At 33.7% G+C, this 19,086-nt stretch carries 13 protein-coding genes; 3 read left to right on the top strand and 10 right to left on the bottom strand.

What is annotated here, in order from left to right; genetic code table 11:
- Positions 1-6 precede the first annotated feature (6 nt).
- The 3 genes from ABD077_RS07345 to ABD077_RS07335 form a co-directional block, all read right to left on the bottom strand.
- Positions 7-1,128: a pentapeptide repeat-containing protein gene (locus ABD077_RS07345; RefSeq protein WP_343911685.1), complete on the bottom strand. Its 1,122-nt coding sequence runs from the start codon at positions 1,126-1,128 to the stop codon at positions 7-9.
- A gap of 137 nt (positions 1,129-1,265) precedes the next feature.
- Positions 1,266-1,508: a hypothetical protein gene (locus tag ABD077_RS07340; protein ID WP_343911684.1), complete on the bottom strand. Its 243-nt coding sequence runs from the start codon at positions 1,506-1,508 to the stop codon at positions 1,266-1,268.
- A gap of 476 nt (positions 1,509-1,984) precedes the next feature.
- Positions 1,985-3,475, bottom strand: a complete 1,491-nt coding sequence (locus ABD077_RS07335) for a xylulokinase (protein WP_343911683.1) — start codon at positions 3,473-3,475, stop codon at positions 1,985-1,987.
- 279 nt (positions 3,476-3,754) lie between these two features.
- Between ABD077_RS07335 and ABD077_RS07330 the strand changes: the two genes are divergently transcribed.
- The 3 genes from ABD077_RS07330 to ABD077_RS07320 are packed head-to-tail and all read left to right on the top strand — an operon-like array spanning position 3,755 to position 7,047.
- Positions 3,755-4,369, top strand: coding sequence for a hypothetical protein (locus ABD077_RS07330; protein WP_343911682.1), 615 nt, complete (start codon positions 3,755-3,757; stop codon positions 4,367-4,369).
- Between the two features lie 25 nt (positions 4,370-4,394).
- Entirely contained in the window at positions 4,395-4,868 is a 474-nt protein-coding gene (locus ABD077_RS07325) for a (2Fe-2S)-binding protein (protein ID WP_299603350.1), read from the top strand.
- A gap of 10 nt (positions 4,869-4,878) precedes the next feature.
- A complete protein-coding gene (locus tag ABD077_RS07320) occupies positions 4,879-7,047 on the top strand; it encodes a xanthine dehydrogenase family protein molybdopterin-binding subunit (RefSeq protein ID WP_343911681.1) in 2,169 nt (722 codons plus the stop codon).
- A 187-nt stretch (positions 7,048-7,234) separates the two neighbouring features.
- On the opposite strand, the gene ABD077_RS07315 is transcribed toward ABD077_RS07320, so the two are convergent.
- The 7 genes from ABD077_RS07315 to ABD077_RS07285 all read right to left on the bottom strand — a co-directional run bounded on the left by ABD077_RS07315 (position 7,235) and on the right by ABD077_RS07285 (position 19,076).
- The gene (locus ABD077_RS07315; protein ID WP_343911680.1) at positions 7,235-8,272 is read right to left on the bottom strand and encodes a glycoside hydrolase family 43 protein; all 1,038 of its coding nucleotides are present in this window, start codon (positions 8,270-8,272) and stop codon (positions 7,235-7,237) included.
- Positions 8,273-8,283: 11 nt separating this feature from the next.
- The gene (locus ABD077_RS07310) at positions 8,284-9,705 is read right to left on the bottom strand and encodes an MFS transporter (protein WP_343911679.1); all 1,422 of its coding nucleotides are present in this window, start codon (positions 9,703-9,705) and stop codon (positions 8,284-8,286) included.
- A gap of 22 nt (positions 9,706-9,727) precedes the next feature.
- Positions 9,728-10,813: an endo-1,4-beta-xylanase gene (locus ABD077_RS07305; protein ID WP_343911678.1), complete on the bottom strand. Its 1,086-nt coding sequence runs from the start codon at positions 10,811-10,813 to the stop codon at positions 9,728-9,730.
- Positions 10,814-11,430: 617 nt separating this feature from the next.
- Entirely contained in the window at positions 11,431-12,792 is a 1,362-nt protein-coding gene (locus ABD077_RS07300) for an endo-1,4-beta-xylanase (protein WP_343911677.1), read from the bottom strand.
- A 64-nt stretch (positions 12,793-12,856) separates the two neighbouring features.
- Positions 12,857-14,119 (bottom strand): carbohydrate binding domain-containing protein, encoded by a 1,263-nt coding sequence (locus ABD077_RS07295; protein WP_343911676.1) that lies wholly within the window; start codon positions 14,117-14,119, stop codon positions 12,857-12,859.
- A 284-nt stretch (positions 14,120-14,403) separates the two neighbouring features.
- Positions 14,404-15,693 (bottom strand): sugar phosphate isomerase/epimerase family protein, encoded by a 1,290-nt coding sequence (locus ABD077_RS07290; RefSeq protein WP_343911675.1) that lies wholly within the window; start codon positions 15,691-15,693, stop codon positions 14,404-14,406.
- A gap of 71 nt (positions 15,694-15,764) precedes the next feature.
- On the bottom strand, positions 15,765-19,076 hold the full coding sequence (locus tag ABD077_RS07285) for a VCBS repeat-containing protein (RefSeq protein WP_343911674.1): 3,312 nt from the start codon (positions 19,074-19,076) through the stop codon (positions 15,765-15,767).
- Positions 19,077-19,086 lie beyond the last annotated feature (10 nt).

Genomic DNA, 19,086 nt, shown 5'->3' with positions numbered 1-19,086 from the left:
ACTTTTCTACTTTTTAAGAATTACAAATTGCTGTTTCCCTTGTTTTTTTACACGGTATTTTTCCTGAATATCACTGGCTCCTTTTAGATCCAGAGAATCTTTTACATAAGTAATCCAGTCCTGACGGTGCACAATAACATTATCCAATATCACGTCTGTTAAATTTGCATCTTCCAATTTAGTTCCCCACAAGGTGGCTTCGGTTAAATCTGCTTCCGTGAGATCAGCTGCATACAGCTTAGCATTTGTAAGATCGGCACTTAGCAATTCTGAATATTTCAAATTTGATTCTGTAAAATTTGCCCTTTTTAATATAGCATCTGAAAGATTAATTCGTTCCAAATTTGCTTCCACCAATTCAGCACGCTCTAAATTTGCCGCAGGAAGATTGACTTCGGATAAATTCGAATGATTGAGATTAATATATTTTAAGTTCACTCCTCTTCCTAAAAATATATCTTTAAAATACGTATAACTAAAATCCGAAGCATCTAAAATCTCCCTATAAGATTGGTCTGCAAGGTTACTTCTAATTAAACTAAATAATAATTGCCCCTTCTCTGGACTAATTTTCTCATCAATCAATTCGCCATCCTCTTCGTACTTATAAGGTTTCATTGCCCTAGTCAAACTAGCAATTCTAGCTTCTAACACAGGACTTATATTTCGTTCACTTGATCCTTTGTATTTTAATTCTTCACTTAAATCAGAAAGTAAATTATCCATTATAAACACTAGAGAAGATCTTCTCTCTGCTTCAATTAATGCATTCTGATTTCCAACCAAAACATTTTGGTTTATTACCAACCAAGTTTGGAACATTAAAATTAGAGAAGGAATCAATGTAATTAAAACACCAAACAAACCAATTCTTGTAACTCTCCAAATAATATTAGAAGAAACATCAGATACGGTATCCACAGATACAGTATTTGTTTCTTTATACTCATTAATAGCATTATTAATGCTTTTTTTCAGACGAATTCCTAGTAGAGGAACACTAGATTTCTTAAGTAACCAAAAACCAACATTTTTTTTCTTCTCTCTTCTTTGTTTAATTTGATCTAGCTGACCCTGAAGAATTCTATTTTCCTTTTCTAACTGTTGTATTCGTTCTTGTTCGGACACTATATTGAGGGGTTTAGATTATAACGGTTTCAATATATTAAAGTTAATAGATTCACTCCAAATAAAAAAGAAAGCCTTTTAATCAAAAAAGGCTTTCCAAATCTAACATAATAAAATATAGTCCAAAAACCATACCCTTACTTTATATAGTTAGCGATATCGTCTGAAATATTTTTTATTAGAGAAGTATGTTCTTCTTGGTCTACTTGATTTATTATTTTTGCTAAAAGCATTACATAACTTTTTACGTAGTCTATTTTATTAGAATCATTTACATATTCTTTACCATCCACCACAATAAAGGTGATCAGATTACGAATTACTTTTCTTAAATCTGATATACTAAGCTCTTCTTGTATACTTGAAAGATTCTGATCCATTTTCAAAAATTGAAATGAAATTTAGTATTCTAAGTTTTCAAAAATGAATATCTACGTTCAGAAAAATGGGAATTTCCGATAAAAAACACTTTTTATCGATTTGGGTAATAGTATCCTTCTATTTTAAAATTCAGTTTTAAATTTTAAAATATATTAAGGTTAAAAGAAGTGAAAAGCGATTATTGTCGTTTTATCAAATAAATCAAATTTTATGCCAACTTCTATTGTTTCTCAATCATGGCATTCGTCCCCCAAATCAGCATCAATACTAATCATTGATTGTTCTGAGTCCATCCAATAGAACCTTTGTCTTCTGATAAGAAAATATCAACCAAGTTCATATAGGTAATAATATTAGCTCACCTAGCTCAAATATAAAAACCACAAAATCAACACATTAAAAAACACCAAGCCTTCATAATCAATACAACTAATTCCTTTAAAATATTCTTTATTTATTGATCAGGCCATTTTTATTAACTGTTTATTAAAATTCTATTTAATTCTGTTTTCCAACGAGAATATGCTTCTTTATAATTGTCTCTATTTTGTAATGGATGATAAGTCATCACATGATCATTCTTGGTAATCATAGTACCAAAATCTTCAAAAGTTCCATCACTTAGCCCAGCAGCTCTTGCAGCTCCAATCGCTCCTGTAGTATTATAAATCTCAATCTCTTGATTGATCAACGTTGCTACGGTATTGGAAAATATTTCTGATCGAAATAGATTATCATTTCCCGCGCGAATAACTTTGATATCTGCATTGTCTTTTTTAAGAATTTCTAAGCCATAAATAAATGAAAATGCAATGCCTTCTAGCGCTGCTCTAAAAATATGTGAACGTGTGTGTTTGTTTAGATTTAAATTACAAATATGTGTTCCTAAAGTTTTATTATCAAACATTCTTTCTGCTCCATTACCGAAAGGTATGAGCTGTAAATCATTAGAACCTACCGAAACCTTGGATGCATGAGAATTCATGGTTTGGTATGAGTTGGTTTCTAAATTCAGGTTGTTTTTCAACCAACGATACTGAATCCCTGCTCCATTAATGCATAACAATTTACCAATACTAGTATGTTCTTCTGTGTGGTTTACATGTGCAAAATTGTTAACTTTTACTCCCTCCTTTACCTCTAAATTATCAGTAATAGCATACAAAACTCCAGAAGTACCGCCGGTAGCAGCCACTTCTCCTGGATTAAAAACATTTAGTGATAAAGCATTATTTGGTTGGTCTCCCGCTCTATACAAAATAGGTATTCCAGCTTCTAAACCACTTTCTTTGGCACCATCTTCAGAAAGTACACTTTGCTCCGAAAACGTAGGAACAATATCAGGAACAATGTTAGTATCTATTTCGAAATGTTCTAATAACCAATTTGCCGATTTCTTCTTTTTAAAATCCCATAATGTCCCTTCTGATAGACCAGGAATGGTAGTATTTACAACCCCTGAAAACTTAAAAGCAACATAATCTCCAGGTAACAAAAACTTATGAATTTTAGCATAATTCTCGGGTTCATTATCTCGTACCCATTTCAATTTAGATGCTGTAAAATTAGCTGGTGAATTCAGCAAATTATTTAGACACGTATCTTCTCCTAATTTTTCAAAAGCATCTTCTCCAATATTTACTGCTCGGCTATCACACCAAATAATAGAATTTCGAATTAAATTATGATTATGATCTACTAGCACTAATCCATGCATCTGGTATGCAATTCCAATGCCCTTAATCCTATTAGGAGTAATTGAATTTTCTTTTAGTAATCTCTTAGAGGCTTTACATACATATTGCCACCATAATTCTGGATCTTGTTCTGCCCAATCTTTTTCGATAGCGATGATATTCATTTCTTCTTCGGGTTCACTTAGAGATGCTACAGACTTCCCTGTTTCAGCATCTACTAGAGCTGCCTTTACTGATGAACTTCCTATGTCAAATCCTATATAATACATGTGTTATTTTATTTCGGATACAAAAGTTCCATTTCTTTAGGCGAAACAAAACTTATTTCTAAAGTATCACCGAAAATTGGGTATAATAGTTTTCGTAATTTTTACTATACGAAGTATACCGTGCTCCACCAACATTTTCATTTCTTGCCTCAATAATTAAGTTACCTTCTTAAAAAAAAGCTTTATCAACAAACCTTTATCCTTTTAGTAATCATAAAAAAGAAGTAAATTAACACATCATTCATTTTAAAACTCTTAACTCATTAAACAAATAATACAATGAAGAAAGCTTCAATTGTTTATGTTATACCTATACTTTTGATAACGGGTATTCTATTAACTTCTAATTTGAAACCACCTACAGCATACATTCCTGTTTCTTCAAATGATGCTGTAAAAAAAGGTTCTTCGGATGAAAATTACAACAAGATGATGGACGTTCTTGTAAGTCCACGTTGTATCAACTGCCATCCTAACGACAATATTCCAAAACAAGGAGACGATGGACATCCACACTATTTTGGAATGTCTAGAGGTGAAAACAATCTAGGATATCAAGCTACTAAATGTACAACCTGTCATCAATCAGAAAATAATGATTATTCGGGTGTTCCTGGAGCACCAGAATGGAGTCTGGCGCCTGCTAGTATGATGTGGGAAGGTTTAAGTAGGAAAGAAATTGCAGAATCCATGCTTGATCCGGAACGTAATGGAGGCAGAAATCACGAAGAGTTAATGCATCACTTAACAGAGCATGAACTTGTACTTTGGGCATGGGAACCAGGTGTTAGAGCTGATGGTACACCAAGGAAGCTACCACCAGTACCTTTGGATGAATATATTACTGCGGTAAAAAAATGGTTTGAAGATGGTGCTGTAATCCCTGCCGAATAATTACTAATAACTAAAATTAATACTTATGAAAATAGCATTTACTATTAACGGCAGTTCACAAACCGTTGACATAGAAGATGGTAACACTCCTTTATTATGGGTAATAAGAGATATCTTAGATTTAAAAGGTACTAAATTTGGTTGTGGTAAAGCAGCCTGTGGAGCATGTACTATTATGGTTGAAGGAGAAGAAGTGCGTTCGTGTTCATATGCTGTTAAATTTGCAGAAGGGAAAAAAATCACCACTATAGAAGGTCTGGGTACACCAGAAAATCCACATCCTGTTCAACAAGCTTGGATTGAAGAAGTAGTACCGCAATGCGGTTATTGTCAACCAGGATTTATGATGGCGACCGCAGCATTATTAGAAAAAGTACCAAATCCAACGGATGATGATATTGATCAAAATATTATAAATGTTTGCCGTTGCGCTACTTATTACAGAATGCGAAAAGCAATCCATCGTGCTGCCGAAATAAAAAACAATTCCAATAGCTAAAATTACGATTATGAGTAACAAAGAAAAAAAATCGAAAGGAATCTCTCGTCGAAAATTTTTAGTCAGAGGAGGTTTAGGAACTCTTGGTGTATTAGCCATTGGCACCTATGTATTTAGAAATCCATTACGTCGTTCGATGTTAGAAATGGCAGAAACAATGGCTCCAACTTATATGGGAAGTGGAACAGAACCCAATCTTTGGTTTGAACTAACCAAAGAAAACAAAGTCATTTTTCATTCTCCCAAAGTCGAAATGGGGCAAGGTTCTTTTACCAGTTTTGCTCAAATGATAGCCGATGAAATGGATCTAAATATTGACCAGATCACGGTTATTGGTGCTGCTACAAAAACAGGTGTTGTAGACGCCATGAGTACTGGCGGGAGCTTATCGGTTGGCGGATTATGGCAACCACTCCGTGAGTTATCCGCTACTATGAGAGAAATGCTAAAAATAGAAGCTGCAAAGAAATTAGGTATAGACGTTTCCTCCTTGTCTACTAAAGAAGGTATTATTTCTGGAGGCGGAAAAACAATGACCTATGCGGAAGCTGCTAACGATATTACTGAATGGGATATTCCAGACACACCAGAATTAAAACCAATGAAAGATTATAAATTCATTGGAAAACCGGTAAAGCGTATTGATTTGAATGCTAAAGTTTTTGGTGATCCTATTTTTGGTTTGGATGCTGAAATGCCAGACATGCTTCATGCAGCTATTATTAGACCTAGTGTTGTAGGAGCGAAATTTAAAAGTGCTGATACTACCAAAGCCGAAAAAATGCCTGGTGTTGTTAAGGTTGTCCTCATGGATGATTGGGTAGGAGTTATTGCAAAATCTTATGCCCAAGCATTAGCTGCTAAATACAAAATCAATGTAGATTGGACTATAGAAAAACGCTATACAGAAGAAAATTTGCGTAACATGCTACAAGTAGGTAGAGGAAATCAAAGTATTACCCAAAAAGCTGGAACAGCACTAAATTCAGATGATAGTGATGTTATCTCTATGGAATTCACCAGTCCTATCGGTGCTCATGCTCAAATAGAACCCAATGGAGCAGTTGCTGATTATAATAATGGAGATATTACAATTATACTTTCTACACAAGTGCCTGGTGCTACTCAAAAAGTGGTCGCCGAAGCTTTTGATGTGGATACCGAAAAAGTAAATATTATTCCTACCTATTTAGGTGGAGGATTTGGTAGAAGATTAAACACCAATCATGCAATACAGGCTGTTCAGTTATCCAAGGAAGTTGGCAAACCAGTAAAATATATTTTTACACGAAAAGAAGAGTTTCAACACGATCTATTCCGTCCACCTACACATCATATAATGAAGGGAAAACTAAATAACGATGGTTATTTAGAAGCTTTAGAACATCACTATGCAAGTGGTGATGTAGCGGTCAATGCCTTAATCATGCCGGGAATTCTAACATCTGTTCTTGGTACTGATGTAGGAGCTATGAGAGGAGGACAAATAATGTATGATAAAGTACCTAATCATAGAGCAGTACAATGGCATACTACCTTGCCTTTCGCTACTAGTTGGTGGAGAAGTTTAGGTCTATTAGCAAATACTTTTGCGATTGAAAGTTTTGTAGATGAAATGGCTATTCGTGCGGATAAAAACCCAGTTGATTTCCGCTTAGCAAGTATCTCCAATGAAGGTAACAAAAAACGATTATACGATGTTATAAAATTAGCAGCAGAAAAAGGTAAGTATAATGACAAACCGGTTAATGGTCGCGCCATGGGTTTTGCTGCGTCTACTGATGCTAATTCACCAGCCGCACATGTGGTTGAAGTCTCTATAGAAGACAACAGCATAAAAGTTCATAAAGTAACTTGCGCTTTTGATTGTGGAGTAGTTGTAAACCCAGATCAAGTGAAAGCCCAGTGCGAAGGTTCTATCATTATGGGAATGAGTGGTGCTATGTTTGAAAAAATGACCTTGGAAGATGGAGAATTGACTCCCACAATTTATGGCCCTTATGATATGGCTCTGATGAAACATGCTCCTAAAGAAATTGATATACACTTTATTCAAGGTGCTGACATTCCTTTACCTGTAGGTGAACCTCCAATGGGACCGATTGGCGCCGCAGTAGCCAATGCAGTTCGTAGATTAACAGGAAAACGATTAACTGATTTACCGCTAAAATTATCTTAGATAAAATTATACATCATTTTTGTAAATCGTTGTTATATAAAACCATTTCAACACCTTAAATCCTTTTAAAATAGTCTAAAAACAATGAAACCTCTTGAAAAAAATCAAGAGGTTTTCTTAAGCATTTAAAATTGGTTAAACATCGAATTTTTATATGACGACTGTAGTGTTTATATCTTTACAAAATTTATAATCGATAAGGATCTAAAGTTTCGATACTTCCATCTTCTCTATAAGTTATTTCAGCAACTTTCACAGAACGTAGATGTGTTACTCCGTTTGATAAACTCGAATCATGGTAAAACAAATACCATTTACCTTCAACTTCGCAAATAGAATGATGTGATGTCCACCCAACTACTGGATTAAGAATACATCCACCATACGTAAAAGGTCCATAAGGATTATCTCCAACAGCATAACAAATAAAGTGCGTATCTCCTGTAGAGTATGAAAAGTAGTACTTTTCATTATATTTGTGCAACCAAGCAGCTTCAAAAAAACGTCTATCATTATCTCCAGCCAAAAGCAAATTTCCATTTTCATCTAGAATTTCAATTGGCTTTGGTTTTTCAGAAAATTCTAATAAATCATCTGTTAATTTTGCTACAAATGGTAAGAGTGCTGGCTCATTATCTTCTGGTAGAAATGCCGTGGGGCTTTCGGGTTGATCTGGATTAAACTTTCCAGTACGCCAACGTTGCAATTGTCCTCCCCAAATTCCACCAAAATACATATAGTAATTACCATCATCATCTTTAAAAACAGCGGGGTCAATTGAAAAACTCCCCTTAATTGGTTTTGGTTGCGCAATAAATGGGCCTACAGGAGATTTACTTGTAGCTACTCCGATTCTAAAAATATCATCATAATCTTTAGCCGGAAAATATAAATAATACATCCCATCTTTTTCATTAGCATCGGGAGCCCACATTTGGCATTTTGCCCAAGGAACATCATCCACATGCAATGCCACTCCATGATCCTCTGCTGTGCTATCTATCGTATCCATTGAAAGCACATGATAATCTTCCATTGCAAAATGACTCCCTAGATCATCAAATGCTTCTCCAGCATCTATATCATGGGATGGGTAAATATAAATTTTATTGTTAAACACATGTGCAGAGGGATCTGCAGTATACATATGCGAAACTAGAGGTTGTGAAATTGCTTTTCTATTTAGATCCTTAAAATCTATATGATCTATACTTTCTTCTGGCATTATTAAAATAATTAGGATTCGTTTCTACGTTGTTTAAGTTCCGATTCTATTTGGAGTTCCATTTTTTTACTGATTTCATAAAAAAATAATAACCCAATACCAATTAAAAAAGGAATCGCAGGATAAATACTAACTAGCATTTTAGTCCCGTGAATTGCTGTTGGGCTTTGCGTTATCAGTTCAGGGTTATAGTCATAAGCACCAAGAATTGATGCAACCAATGCGCTACCTATACTCAACCCTCCTTTTAATCCAACCATCATTGCCGAAAAAATGATGGCCGTAGCCCGTCTATTCGTTTTCCATTCTGAAAAATCTGCTACATCTGCAATCATAGTCCATAAGATAGGAGTACTAATCCCATAAAAGAATCCATGTAGTATTTGAGTCCCAAAGATTAAACCAACAGATTCCGGAGGAAAGAAGTAAAAGGCAAGTATAAAAAGTGTTGATATAAATAAGGATATTCCAAAAACATTACGCTTACCATATTTATCCGCAAGTCTTTTAGAAAGCATAATACCAATTAAACCAAATAATATACCTCCACCATTAAAAACTCCGAGTCCAAAAGAAGTTTCATTCTCAAAGGTTGGTAAAAAACTTTTGAAAGGTGTTAAAAAGGCACCTAGCTTTTCTGCATTTACATAATTTTCAAAATAATACACATAGGATCCTCCTTTCATAGCTAAAGTTATAAAAACTAAAACTGTAAGAGCAAGCATAATAATCCATGGACGATTTTTTATTAGGTCAGATATATCTTCTTTTAGTGTTGATTTTTGTTCTGGAGTAGGAACAATTCTCTCTTTGGTAGTAAAAAAAGTAATAAGCAACATAATGGTTCCTATAATTGCCAAATAAGTCATTACGGTTTCCATTCCTTCAGCTTTATTTCCATTACCGGCTTTTAGAATTAGATCGTACATAAATACTTGCACAAAAAACTGGGCTCCCATTACAGCAACGAAACGATATGCAGACATACTATTTCGTTCTTTCATATCTCCTGTAATTACGCCACTTAAAGCTGCATAGGGTAAATTATTAGCAGCATAAAGTAACAACAATAAACTATAGGTAATTACGGCATAAACAACTTTTCCTTTATACTCAAAGTCCGGTGTACTAAATGCCAGAAGTGCAGAAACACCTAAAGGGATCGCTGTAAATAAAATCCATGGTCTGAATTTCCCCATTTTACTCTGCGTTCTATCTGCAATAGCTCCGATGATAGGGTTAAAAACAAATGCTGCTATCAACCCAACAGTAAGTGTTACAATTGCAGTATCCTCAGGTGTTAATCCATAGATATCTGTATAGAAATAAGCAAGATATGTAACTAGCGTTTGGAATACTAAATTAGCAGCTAAATCACCTAGAGAATAGCCAATCTTTTCCTTGATAGATAGTTTATGAGTGTTTAGATTCATGTTATTTTAAATCTTTAAAAGATTATTGCTTTAATGCAATTACGCGTTCGTAAGAAGATTTTGGTTGAAACTCGCGGTCAAATAATAAAGGATAATTGGTACGTCCTTTGATAGGCCAATTGTTAAGCCAGGATTGTCCATCATTAACTCCCCAAAAAGTTACTCGACTTATTTTTTCTTTGTGCTTTAGAAAGAGTTTGAATATATCCTCATATCGGCTATTTATTTTTTCTTTGGCTCCTGATGTTAATCCATTTGGATAGGGATTAAACTTAGGGTCTCCTTCATAACGTTCATAGCTTTGTTCTACAGCTGCTCCATTTAGTTCCCAAGGATTTGGTAGTGCCGTAACATCCAATTCGGTGAACATAACCTCAACACCTAATGCTGCGTATGCAATAATACTGTCTTCTATATCTTTAATAGATGGACCTTCTATACTCCAATGAGCTTGCATGCCTACAGCATCTATTTTTATACCTTTCTTTTGTAAGTTTTGGACAATACGTATTACACCTTTTCTTTTTTCCGGTTTCCATAAATTATAATCGTTATAAATCAGTTTAGCATCTGGATCTGCTTTGGCCGCTAGCCGAAATGCTAGTTCAATATAATTTTCACCTCCCATCACATTGTAAAAAATAGATTCTCTAAGAGTTCCATCTTCATTTAATGCTTCATTTACAACATCCCAAGAATGAATCTTTCCTTTATATCTACTTACTATAGTATTAATATGCTTTTCAATATAATCAGCCATATCTGTACTATCTTTTACTTCATGCACCCAAGGAGCCAATTGACTATGCCAAACCAAAGTATGACCAACAATATGCATCCCAGCTTTTTGGCCTAAATCCACGTAGGCATCAGCAACATCAAAGAAATAAGCATCCGGTTCTGGATGAATTTGCTCCCATTTCATATCGTTTTCTGGTGTAATAGCACTAAACTCTCTTTGTATTACCTTTAACGCTCTTGTATTTATTTCTTTAATTTGACTTGTATTTAATGCTGCTCCTATCAAAAAGTCTTCTTTGAAAGTATCTTTTAAAGATACTTCCTGATTTTTTTCGACACTTATAGTTTCTGATTTTGTTATTCCCATTTGTCTCTTTTCATTGCATGAGCAAAACCAAATCAAAGTGGCTGACAATAGGAATACATTTATTTTTTTTAACATAATTATGGTTGTTTAATTATAGACTTTTATTCAGATTAATTCAGGTCAATCCTTTATTTTATGTTTCTGAGATGATGTATACGGAACAATCATAAACAACAATATCTAATAGGTGATAAAAGTAGAAGTAATTATACCTTTATAACTAAAACAAATAGATCTTCTAATACTAAAAATGTTGCAAATTGCTAAGTAAAATTCCTTGATTAATGGATTTTTAAACCTTTTAAAAAATTCAATAAAAAGAGAAGATTAAATAGGGCGACATTTGTATTAGAATATCCATAAATCTCTTGTTCACAAAGTTCAGAATTAGTTTGACCTTCACTTATAAAAATGGTATTTGGAAACACCAGATTTTGTTCCTTTCCAAAGCTTCAATTATAAAATTTCAGGGTGAAATTAGAATTAAAACCCACGCTTTAAGAAAGAATAATTTCAGTGATCATTAAACCAATGTTTAAACAAAAACTAAGTACTCTTTTTACAAGTATCGAATACCTAGTTTTTGACTTACTCTTTTGCATATATCATTTATTCTTTTACTGTAAACCTTCTAAAAACCCTTGATAAGCAGGTTTAGTATCAAAATTTGCGTCATAGAGCAAAGGAAAATCTGGTACTCCCCAAAAATCAAGCAACCAGGATTCATTATCCTTTAATCCCCAAACAGTTAATGCAAATTTATTTGCCAAAGGAATAGCATTATAAATCTCTGCAAGCTCTTTATATTTATCACTTTGAGCAATTGCTCTTTCAGAACTAAGTGCAGTGACATTATTATCACCTTCAGGGTTCGTTCTTATATCTAATTCTGCAAAATGCATCAACAAATTTCTAGATACTGTACCATTCACAACAGCCTGAATATCTGATCTCGAAGGTCCATTATATGAGATATGCAACTGTGCACCTATGCCATCGATAAGATCTAATGCATTAAGAGTATCTACAATGTCAAACATTGCCGCTCTTTTACCGCTATCAGAAGCCATGTTATAATCATTATAAAATAAGAGTACATCTGGATCTGCATTTCTGGCAAATTGATAGCATTTTTGAATATAATCATCTCCCATTCTCTGTCTGAATACACTATTACGAAGCTCATTACTGCCATCTTCGATAGCTTCATTAACAACATCCCAGGATCTTACTTTACCTTTATATCTTTCCAAAACTGTAGTAATATAATCCTCTATCATCGCTTCAAACTCCGCATCAGTACCGCTAAAATTCTCCACCCAGTTGGGAGTAGAATTATGCCATATTAATGCATGGCCATGTATATCAATCCCGTTATTTACTCCATAATTTACAATGGCATCTGCAGGTCCAAAATTATAGTTGTCTTGAGCTGGATACATCACATCCATTTTCATTTGAAATTCTGAAGTGAGATTATTAAAATCTCTTTGCAACACTTCATTATATTGCCCAGATAACCTACTATCTCTTACTGCTGTACCAATTGAAAAACCGACAGCGGATCCTTTTAGACTACTAGGATCCACAGATCCACAAATACTATTAGGACATACTCCATTTTCATCTACTCGTATAATTTCTGAAGCCACCGTGAACCCAGCACTATTCGTAACGATTAGTCTTATCTCATATTGGCCTTGTTGGCTAAAAGAAACTTCTTCTAATCCTGGTTCATCCATTACATAAGCTTCTCCGTTTCCAAAATCCCATTCACTGGTGAATGCACCTTGCCCTTGAGTCGTGTTATTAAGTAAAATCAAATTCGGATTCGTATCCGAAATAGTATAGGTAAAACTTGCTTGAACTAAGGTTTGTGATCCTCCATTAAATATTACCTCTCCATCATCAATACTACAAGAAGCAATAACAAGTAGTACAAAAAGTGCTAGAAGTTTCGTTATTTTTAAATTTTTCATTTATCAAAAATTAAATTAATTGTTTGGGGTATTAAATGCTAAATATTCATTTTTGAATAAAGGACTAATCCTTTACCACTTTAATATCATCTACATAGAATGTCCCTTCTGTGGTACCCATATCCAATGCAATTAATGTGGTGTCGGAATTAGCTGTAAAAATCCAAGAGTATTTGGTCCATTCTGACGTAGCGGTATAATCTGGGCCATATTGATCTCCTCCTACTCCAGGATTCGTAGAAAATCTAACAACAGCAGCATTCTCTCCTTTAATCCAAAGCGAAATAGTATAACTATCTCCATTTACGGTATCAAAAGCATCACTTACAAACTGCGTTTCCCATGGATTACCATTTACTGGGTTTACTACCTTTAACCCTCTTGATCCTCCTAAGACTTCTATTGTTTCTTCAAGTAATCTATCTTCTCCATTAAATTTACCCCAATTAGTAAAGTCATTATCTGCTCCTTCTTCTAAACCTCCATTTAATAATTCGCTATCGTTTGATGGTAACGGCAATGGTTCGCTCCCAGATACTAATTCTATTGCATCAATAAAGAACTCCGCTTCGGTGGTTCCCATATCCAGTGCAATCAAGGTGGTATCGGAATTAGCAGTAAAGGTCCATGAATATTGTGCCCAGTCTGTCGTTACAGTATAATCTGGTCCATATTGATCTCCTCCTACTCCAGGATTCGTAGAAAATCTAATCACTCCTGGATCTCCTTTTACCCAAACTGAAACCGTATATTCTTCTCCATTAACTGTTGGAGCAGCATCCGAAACGAACTGTGTTTCCCATGGATTTCCATCTACTGGATTTGCCACTTTGGCAGATCTAAATCCTACCAATACTTCTGAAGATTCTTGTGAAATTCTATCTTCACCATTAAACTTACCCCAATTTGTAAAATCATCATCGGCTCCTTCGGCCAAATATCCGTTTGCCAATAAATTTTCAGGATTAAATAAGAACCTTGTATCATCGGGCAATGGTAATGCAACTGTTAAATCTTGAGATGTAAAAGCTGAACCATTTCTACTTACAACAGTAAGTACTACTCTTTTAAAACCCTCTTCGGAAAACTTATGTTCTACGGGACCAACTGCATCGGCAAACTTTGGACCGTCTAAAGTAAATTGCCAATAATTATAGAAATTCTCTTTTCCTGGGGTTGTATTTTCGAAAAAATAGACACTACTATCATCGGTTGATTGTTGCACTGTAAAAGATGGTTCTATTTGCTGCACGATAGTATCATCATCACTACACGACCATATGAAAATACAAAAGATGGATGCAAATAAGATTGTAAGTTTTTTCATCATAATAATATTAAAATCGTTACTTATTAAACCTTAGACTCTAATTTGATGTGGTTTTCAGGGTTCATATAAACCAATTACTACACAAATAAGAAAACATCTAAAACTTAACACTTTACTTATATTTATCTCAAAACTAATCTCTTGCAATTATCAATACTATAAGATATGTGATTATTTTTAGTACAAATGAAGCTTTTTTGCTGTTTTTTTCCGGCTTGACCGTTAGTGAAAGTTATAGATCTTATTTATGTATAAAAAAGGGTAGAAATTGTGTTATTATCTCAATAATTTGCTTTCACAAAATTACTATTGCGCATATAATCTGCAGCCATTTTAGCGCTAACTAATGTAGGGTAATCATAATCTTCTACTTCTACAGTATTATACCTAAGACCTGCAACTTTAGCATAGCTAAATATATGTTCAAAATCTATTTTCCCGCTGGCACCTAATTCTTTGATATCTTTTACATGCCAGCTTAAAAATCGACCAAGAAATTTTTTGAAATATGCTACGGGATTGACATCCGCTTTATACATCCAATAAAGATCAGATTGAAAATACACTAGTTCGGGATCTGTATTTTCTAATAAATAATCATAAATCCTCTGATTTTTAATTTTTTGAAATTCTTCTGTATGATTATGATATAAGAACAATATTTCGTTTTCTCTACACTTTTTTCCAATAGCATTAAAATAATTAGCATATTGCTCTAACCCACTTGCTTTCTTTATTATATTTATATTAATATTCGTAGTGGTGATATATTCGACTCCTGCAGCTAACTGATCCTTTATACATTCATCCCACCATTTCATCGTTTGATCCATGTTATTTATATCTGGATCCTTAAACACCATTGACCCTCCAAGCGTAAGACCATTTTTTGCTAAAAGCACCTTGAACTCTTCTGGTGTAAAACCATAGAATTTACGGTCCTTATATCTGTGAGTCTCTACATAACTGTAGCCCATTTGTCCAATTTTTTCGAGAGTCCTTATAGGATCATTACGCATCTCTTCATCAACAGAAACCAGATGAATTCCAAATTTTTTATTTCTATTCTTTTTTTTAAAATACACTCCTTCCCAATCATCTTTAGTACCTGGTGCATCTCCTTTTAGCAATAATCTTCCATCATCTTCAAAGCTAAAACTTACTTCTTGCACAAAATTTCCTTTAAAATCATGATCCTTCATTATTAATTTTTTATAGGATAAAAAGCCTCCTCTCCCTACAAAATTTTTTCCCTCTGAATTACTACCTAATGCTACTATCTGATTGGTATCTTGATCATAACTTATAATCTCGGACAGCAATAGAAACCATTGATCGTTTTCCTTTTTAAAAACCTCTACATTATAGCTAAGTCCTTTTAGTTTTGGAGTCACTACAATCTTGATATTTGGATTTTTACTTGGTTTTTTAGAGGTGAACATATCGCCATTTATCCATTCACCCGCATATTGTTGAAGAAGATACTTGTGATTAATAGTTTTCATATTATCCTGTGCTACTGCCCATTGAATTACTAAACAAATAAGAATTGAAAAAGATCTAATATTCATTCTCTATATTTTAAAAAAATTATAAATCTGAAGCGATACCCTAAATTAATGTGGAAAAGTCAGTTCTTATACTACTCTTGTCCTATCTGAACAAATTGGAAATCATCATTGTTTTTTGCAACGATTATAAATGATTTGTCTTTGACTCTAATTTTACCCATATCCTTAACATTACCTGGTATAAACCATCCACTTTCTTTAGTATTTATTGGATTCAAATTACCTTTACCGTCTCCCTTTAAAAAGAGCCCAAATCCTGCATCGTTTCTTGGTGTTTCTACCTCTGAACCATATAAATTACCTCCTATTAGTGCATCTAAGTGATTATCTTTATCAAAATCATCGATTAGAATTTTATTAATATTAGATACCTGAGCAGCATTAGGAAGCTGATGTAACTTAAAAGTATTTCCTTGATTTTCTATATAAATACTTGCAAATGATTTTACTTGATAATGCAATGCTTTTGATAACGATTTTTCGGTATAAATATCACTTAGAGTAGCCTTGGAAAAACTTTCATAATCTTTAAATTTTTGCTTAATTCCTGGAATCTGTTGTGAAGAACACTCTCGACCTCTTACAGGATATTGCTCACCTTCGTTATAATAACTGAGCACAATATCCTGATTTGAATCATTATCAAAATCATTTAAAAATATATCAAATGTTTCCTCTTCATTTGCTTTGTATTTGTAATTCAAGCCATTATTCCCCACTACATAATCCATATCACCATCATTATCAAAATCACCTTGCGCTATATCCCACCACCATCCTGTGGTATCCTTGCCTAAACCTAAAGATTCAGAAACTTCTTTAAATCCAGATTTTGTATTATGGAATACTCGTATGGGCATCCATTCTCCAACTACTATGATATCTAACCAACTATCATTATTGTAATCGGTTATTACAGCGCTAGTAGCCATACCTAGTTCTTTAAATTCTTCTGTTTGCATATCCAAGAAAAAATCAAATTTCACCTTTCCATTTTGAGTATTATTTTTTAATAAATAACTATTCGCAGGGCTGGGATATTTACCTGGTACTTGTCGCCCCAGAACAAAAAGATCTTTTTTTCCATCTTTATCGAAATCAGCTTGATATACCTTGGAACCACTAGTTTTAAATTGTGGTAAAGTAGATCTATCTTTGATAAAGCCTCCATGTCCATCATTGATATACAATCTATCCTGAAGGAAGTCCGAACCTGGTAAAAACTCATACCCACCACTAACTACATATAAATCATTATCTCCATCACTATCGGCATCAAATAGTATTGCTCCAGTATCTTCGCTTGATAGATCCTTTTCTAAAGCCGGAATCTTCAATTGTTGAAATCCAGCTTCGTTTTGAATATACACCACACCAGAATATCCTGCAGCACCTCCCACAAAATAATCTTCTAATCCATCATTATTTATATCTCCTACCGCTAACACTGGACCAGTAGTTGACATTTTATGAGGTAATAAGACTTGTTTTTCGAAATCATCAAAATAATTTTCTTGATGCCTATATTTTGGAAAAATGCTATCGTTAGAAATGGTATTAAACAAACCTTGTTTTTGATTAGAATACAATTGCTCTTTAATAGCCTTTGATTGATTTAAAATGATATGTTGATTAGCTTTTACATCATGTAATATCTGAGTGGTTCCATCTGTCCATATCACTTTTATCTTATCAATATTCTTGGCATTTTCCACTCCAAAATGCATCTTTGGAGCAACTGAAGATTGAAACCCTCTAGTTAACGTAAGTTCTTGTATCTGTTGTTGTCCATTGGACTCTACAATAACTCGATTTCCAACTCCGAACGTATTGTTAGAGTTTCCAGCAAAACTTATAGCGATATAGTTATGAATTGAAGAACTTTTATTCTCAAAAACTGAAGCCGTATCATCAATATTATTAGTAATTATTTCTAAATCTCCATCATTATCTAAATCTACATATACAACACCATTAGAAAAACCTTTGTCTTCTATTCCCCAGACATCATTTACTTGTTCGAATTTTAAATCTCCTTTGTTGTGATATATAAAATTATCTATTTTCTCTGATGGAATTTTGAGACTCAATGTTAATAAAGAGTCCTTCTCAATCTTACTATTATTCAGGCTATTAAAATAATCGTTATTATTAATTTCACGTCTAGTACCGTTAGAAATAAAAAGGTCTTTCTTACCATCATTATCAAAATCCGCAAACAACGGCCCCCAACTCCAATCCGTCGACGAAGTCCCTGTTATTCTGGAAACATTGGAAAAATAAGGAATACTGTCCTTGATAATACCGCTATTAAGCTGAAGGCTATTTTGCATATATTGATAATGAAATCCAGCTTTTACCACATCCCAAAATAGTGCTATATTCATGCTTGCCATATTTGCTTTTTTCCGCCTATTGCTCTGGGCATCCATATCTACCTGAAAAATATCTAAATGACCATCATTATTAAAATCCGCTATATCTACACCCATACCATAAAAAGAAGTTTGGGATGTTGCTTTTTTTAATACTTCTTTAAATGTACCATCTTGATTATTCAGGTACATGTAATCCGGAGAATTAAAATCATTTGATACATAAATATCAGGCCAAGAATCATTATTAAGATCACCAATAGTCGCACTTAACGAAAGCCCAAAACTTCTGAGTCCTGACTTATTTGTGACATCTTTAAAACTACCATTCTCATACTCATAAAGATGATCGGACTCATGATCTAAAACACTTTTCATCTTATTTACATACACAAATGTGGGAGAATTGAACTTAGTAGGAGGATAATTTGCTATGTATAAATCTAGGTCACCGTCTTTGTCATAATCAAAAAAAGTTCCTTGTACACTGTTTCCAACATCTGCTACTCCGTACTGCGCAGCTTGCTCTGTAAATGTATTATCTCCGTTATTTATAAAAAGTTGATTCTCTTTTGGTGAAAACTTACCTCCAACAGAACAGTAAATATCTAAAAAACCATCCCCATTTACATCTCCCATCGTTACACCTGTATACCATCGGTTGTCTCCTTGAACTCCCGCATTTTCTGTAATATCTTCAAACTGAAGATTACCCTTATTAAGGTATAATTTATTCGATACCTGATTTCCTGTAAAATAAATATCAACCAAACCATCATTATTAATATCACCAGTGGCAATACCTCCTCCCATATACAAATAAGAATAGGTGAAATAATTTAGTGAGTCATTTTCGGTTAAGATATTCTTGAAAGAAATCCCTGTAATTTCAGCATCTAATTTTGAAAACAATTTGGAGTCTTCTAAAGGTTTTTTCGCTGTACATCCACAAAAGATGGTTGTCAAAAAGAATAAACCTACCAGATTTGTTAATATATTTACCTTCATTAATTCTTGA

This window comes from Aquimarina litoralis (assembly GCF_039523995.1).
In the GTDB taxonomy this organism is placed as follows: domain Bacteria; phylum Bacteroidota; class Bacteroidia; order Flavobacteriales; family Flavobacteriaceae; genus Aquimarina; species Aquimarina litoralis.
This window is presented reverse-complemented; position numbering and strand designations above follow the sequence as displayed.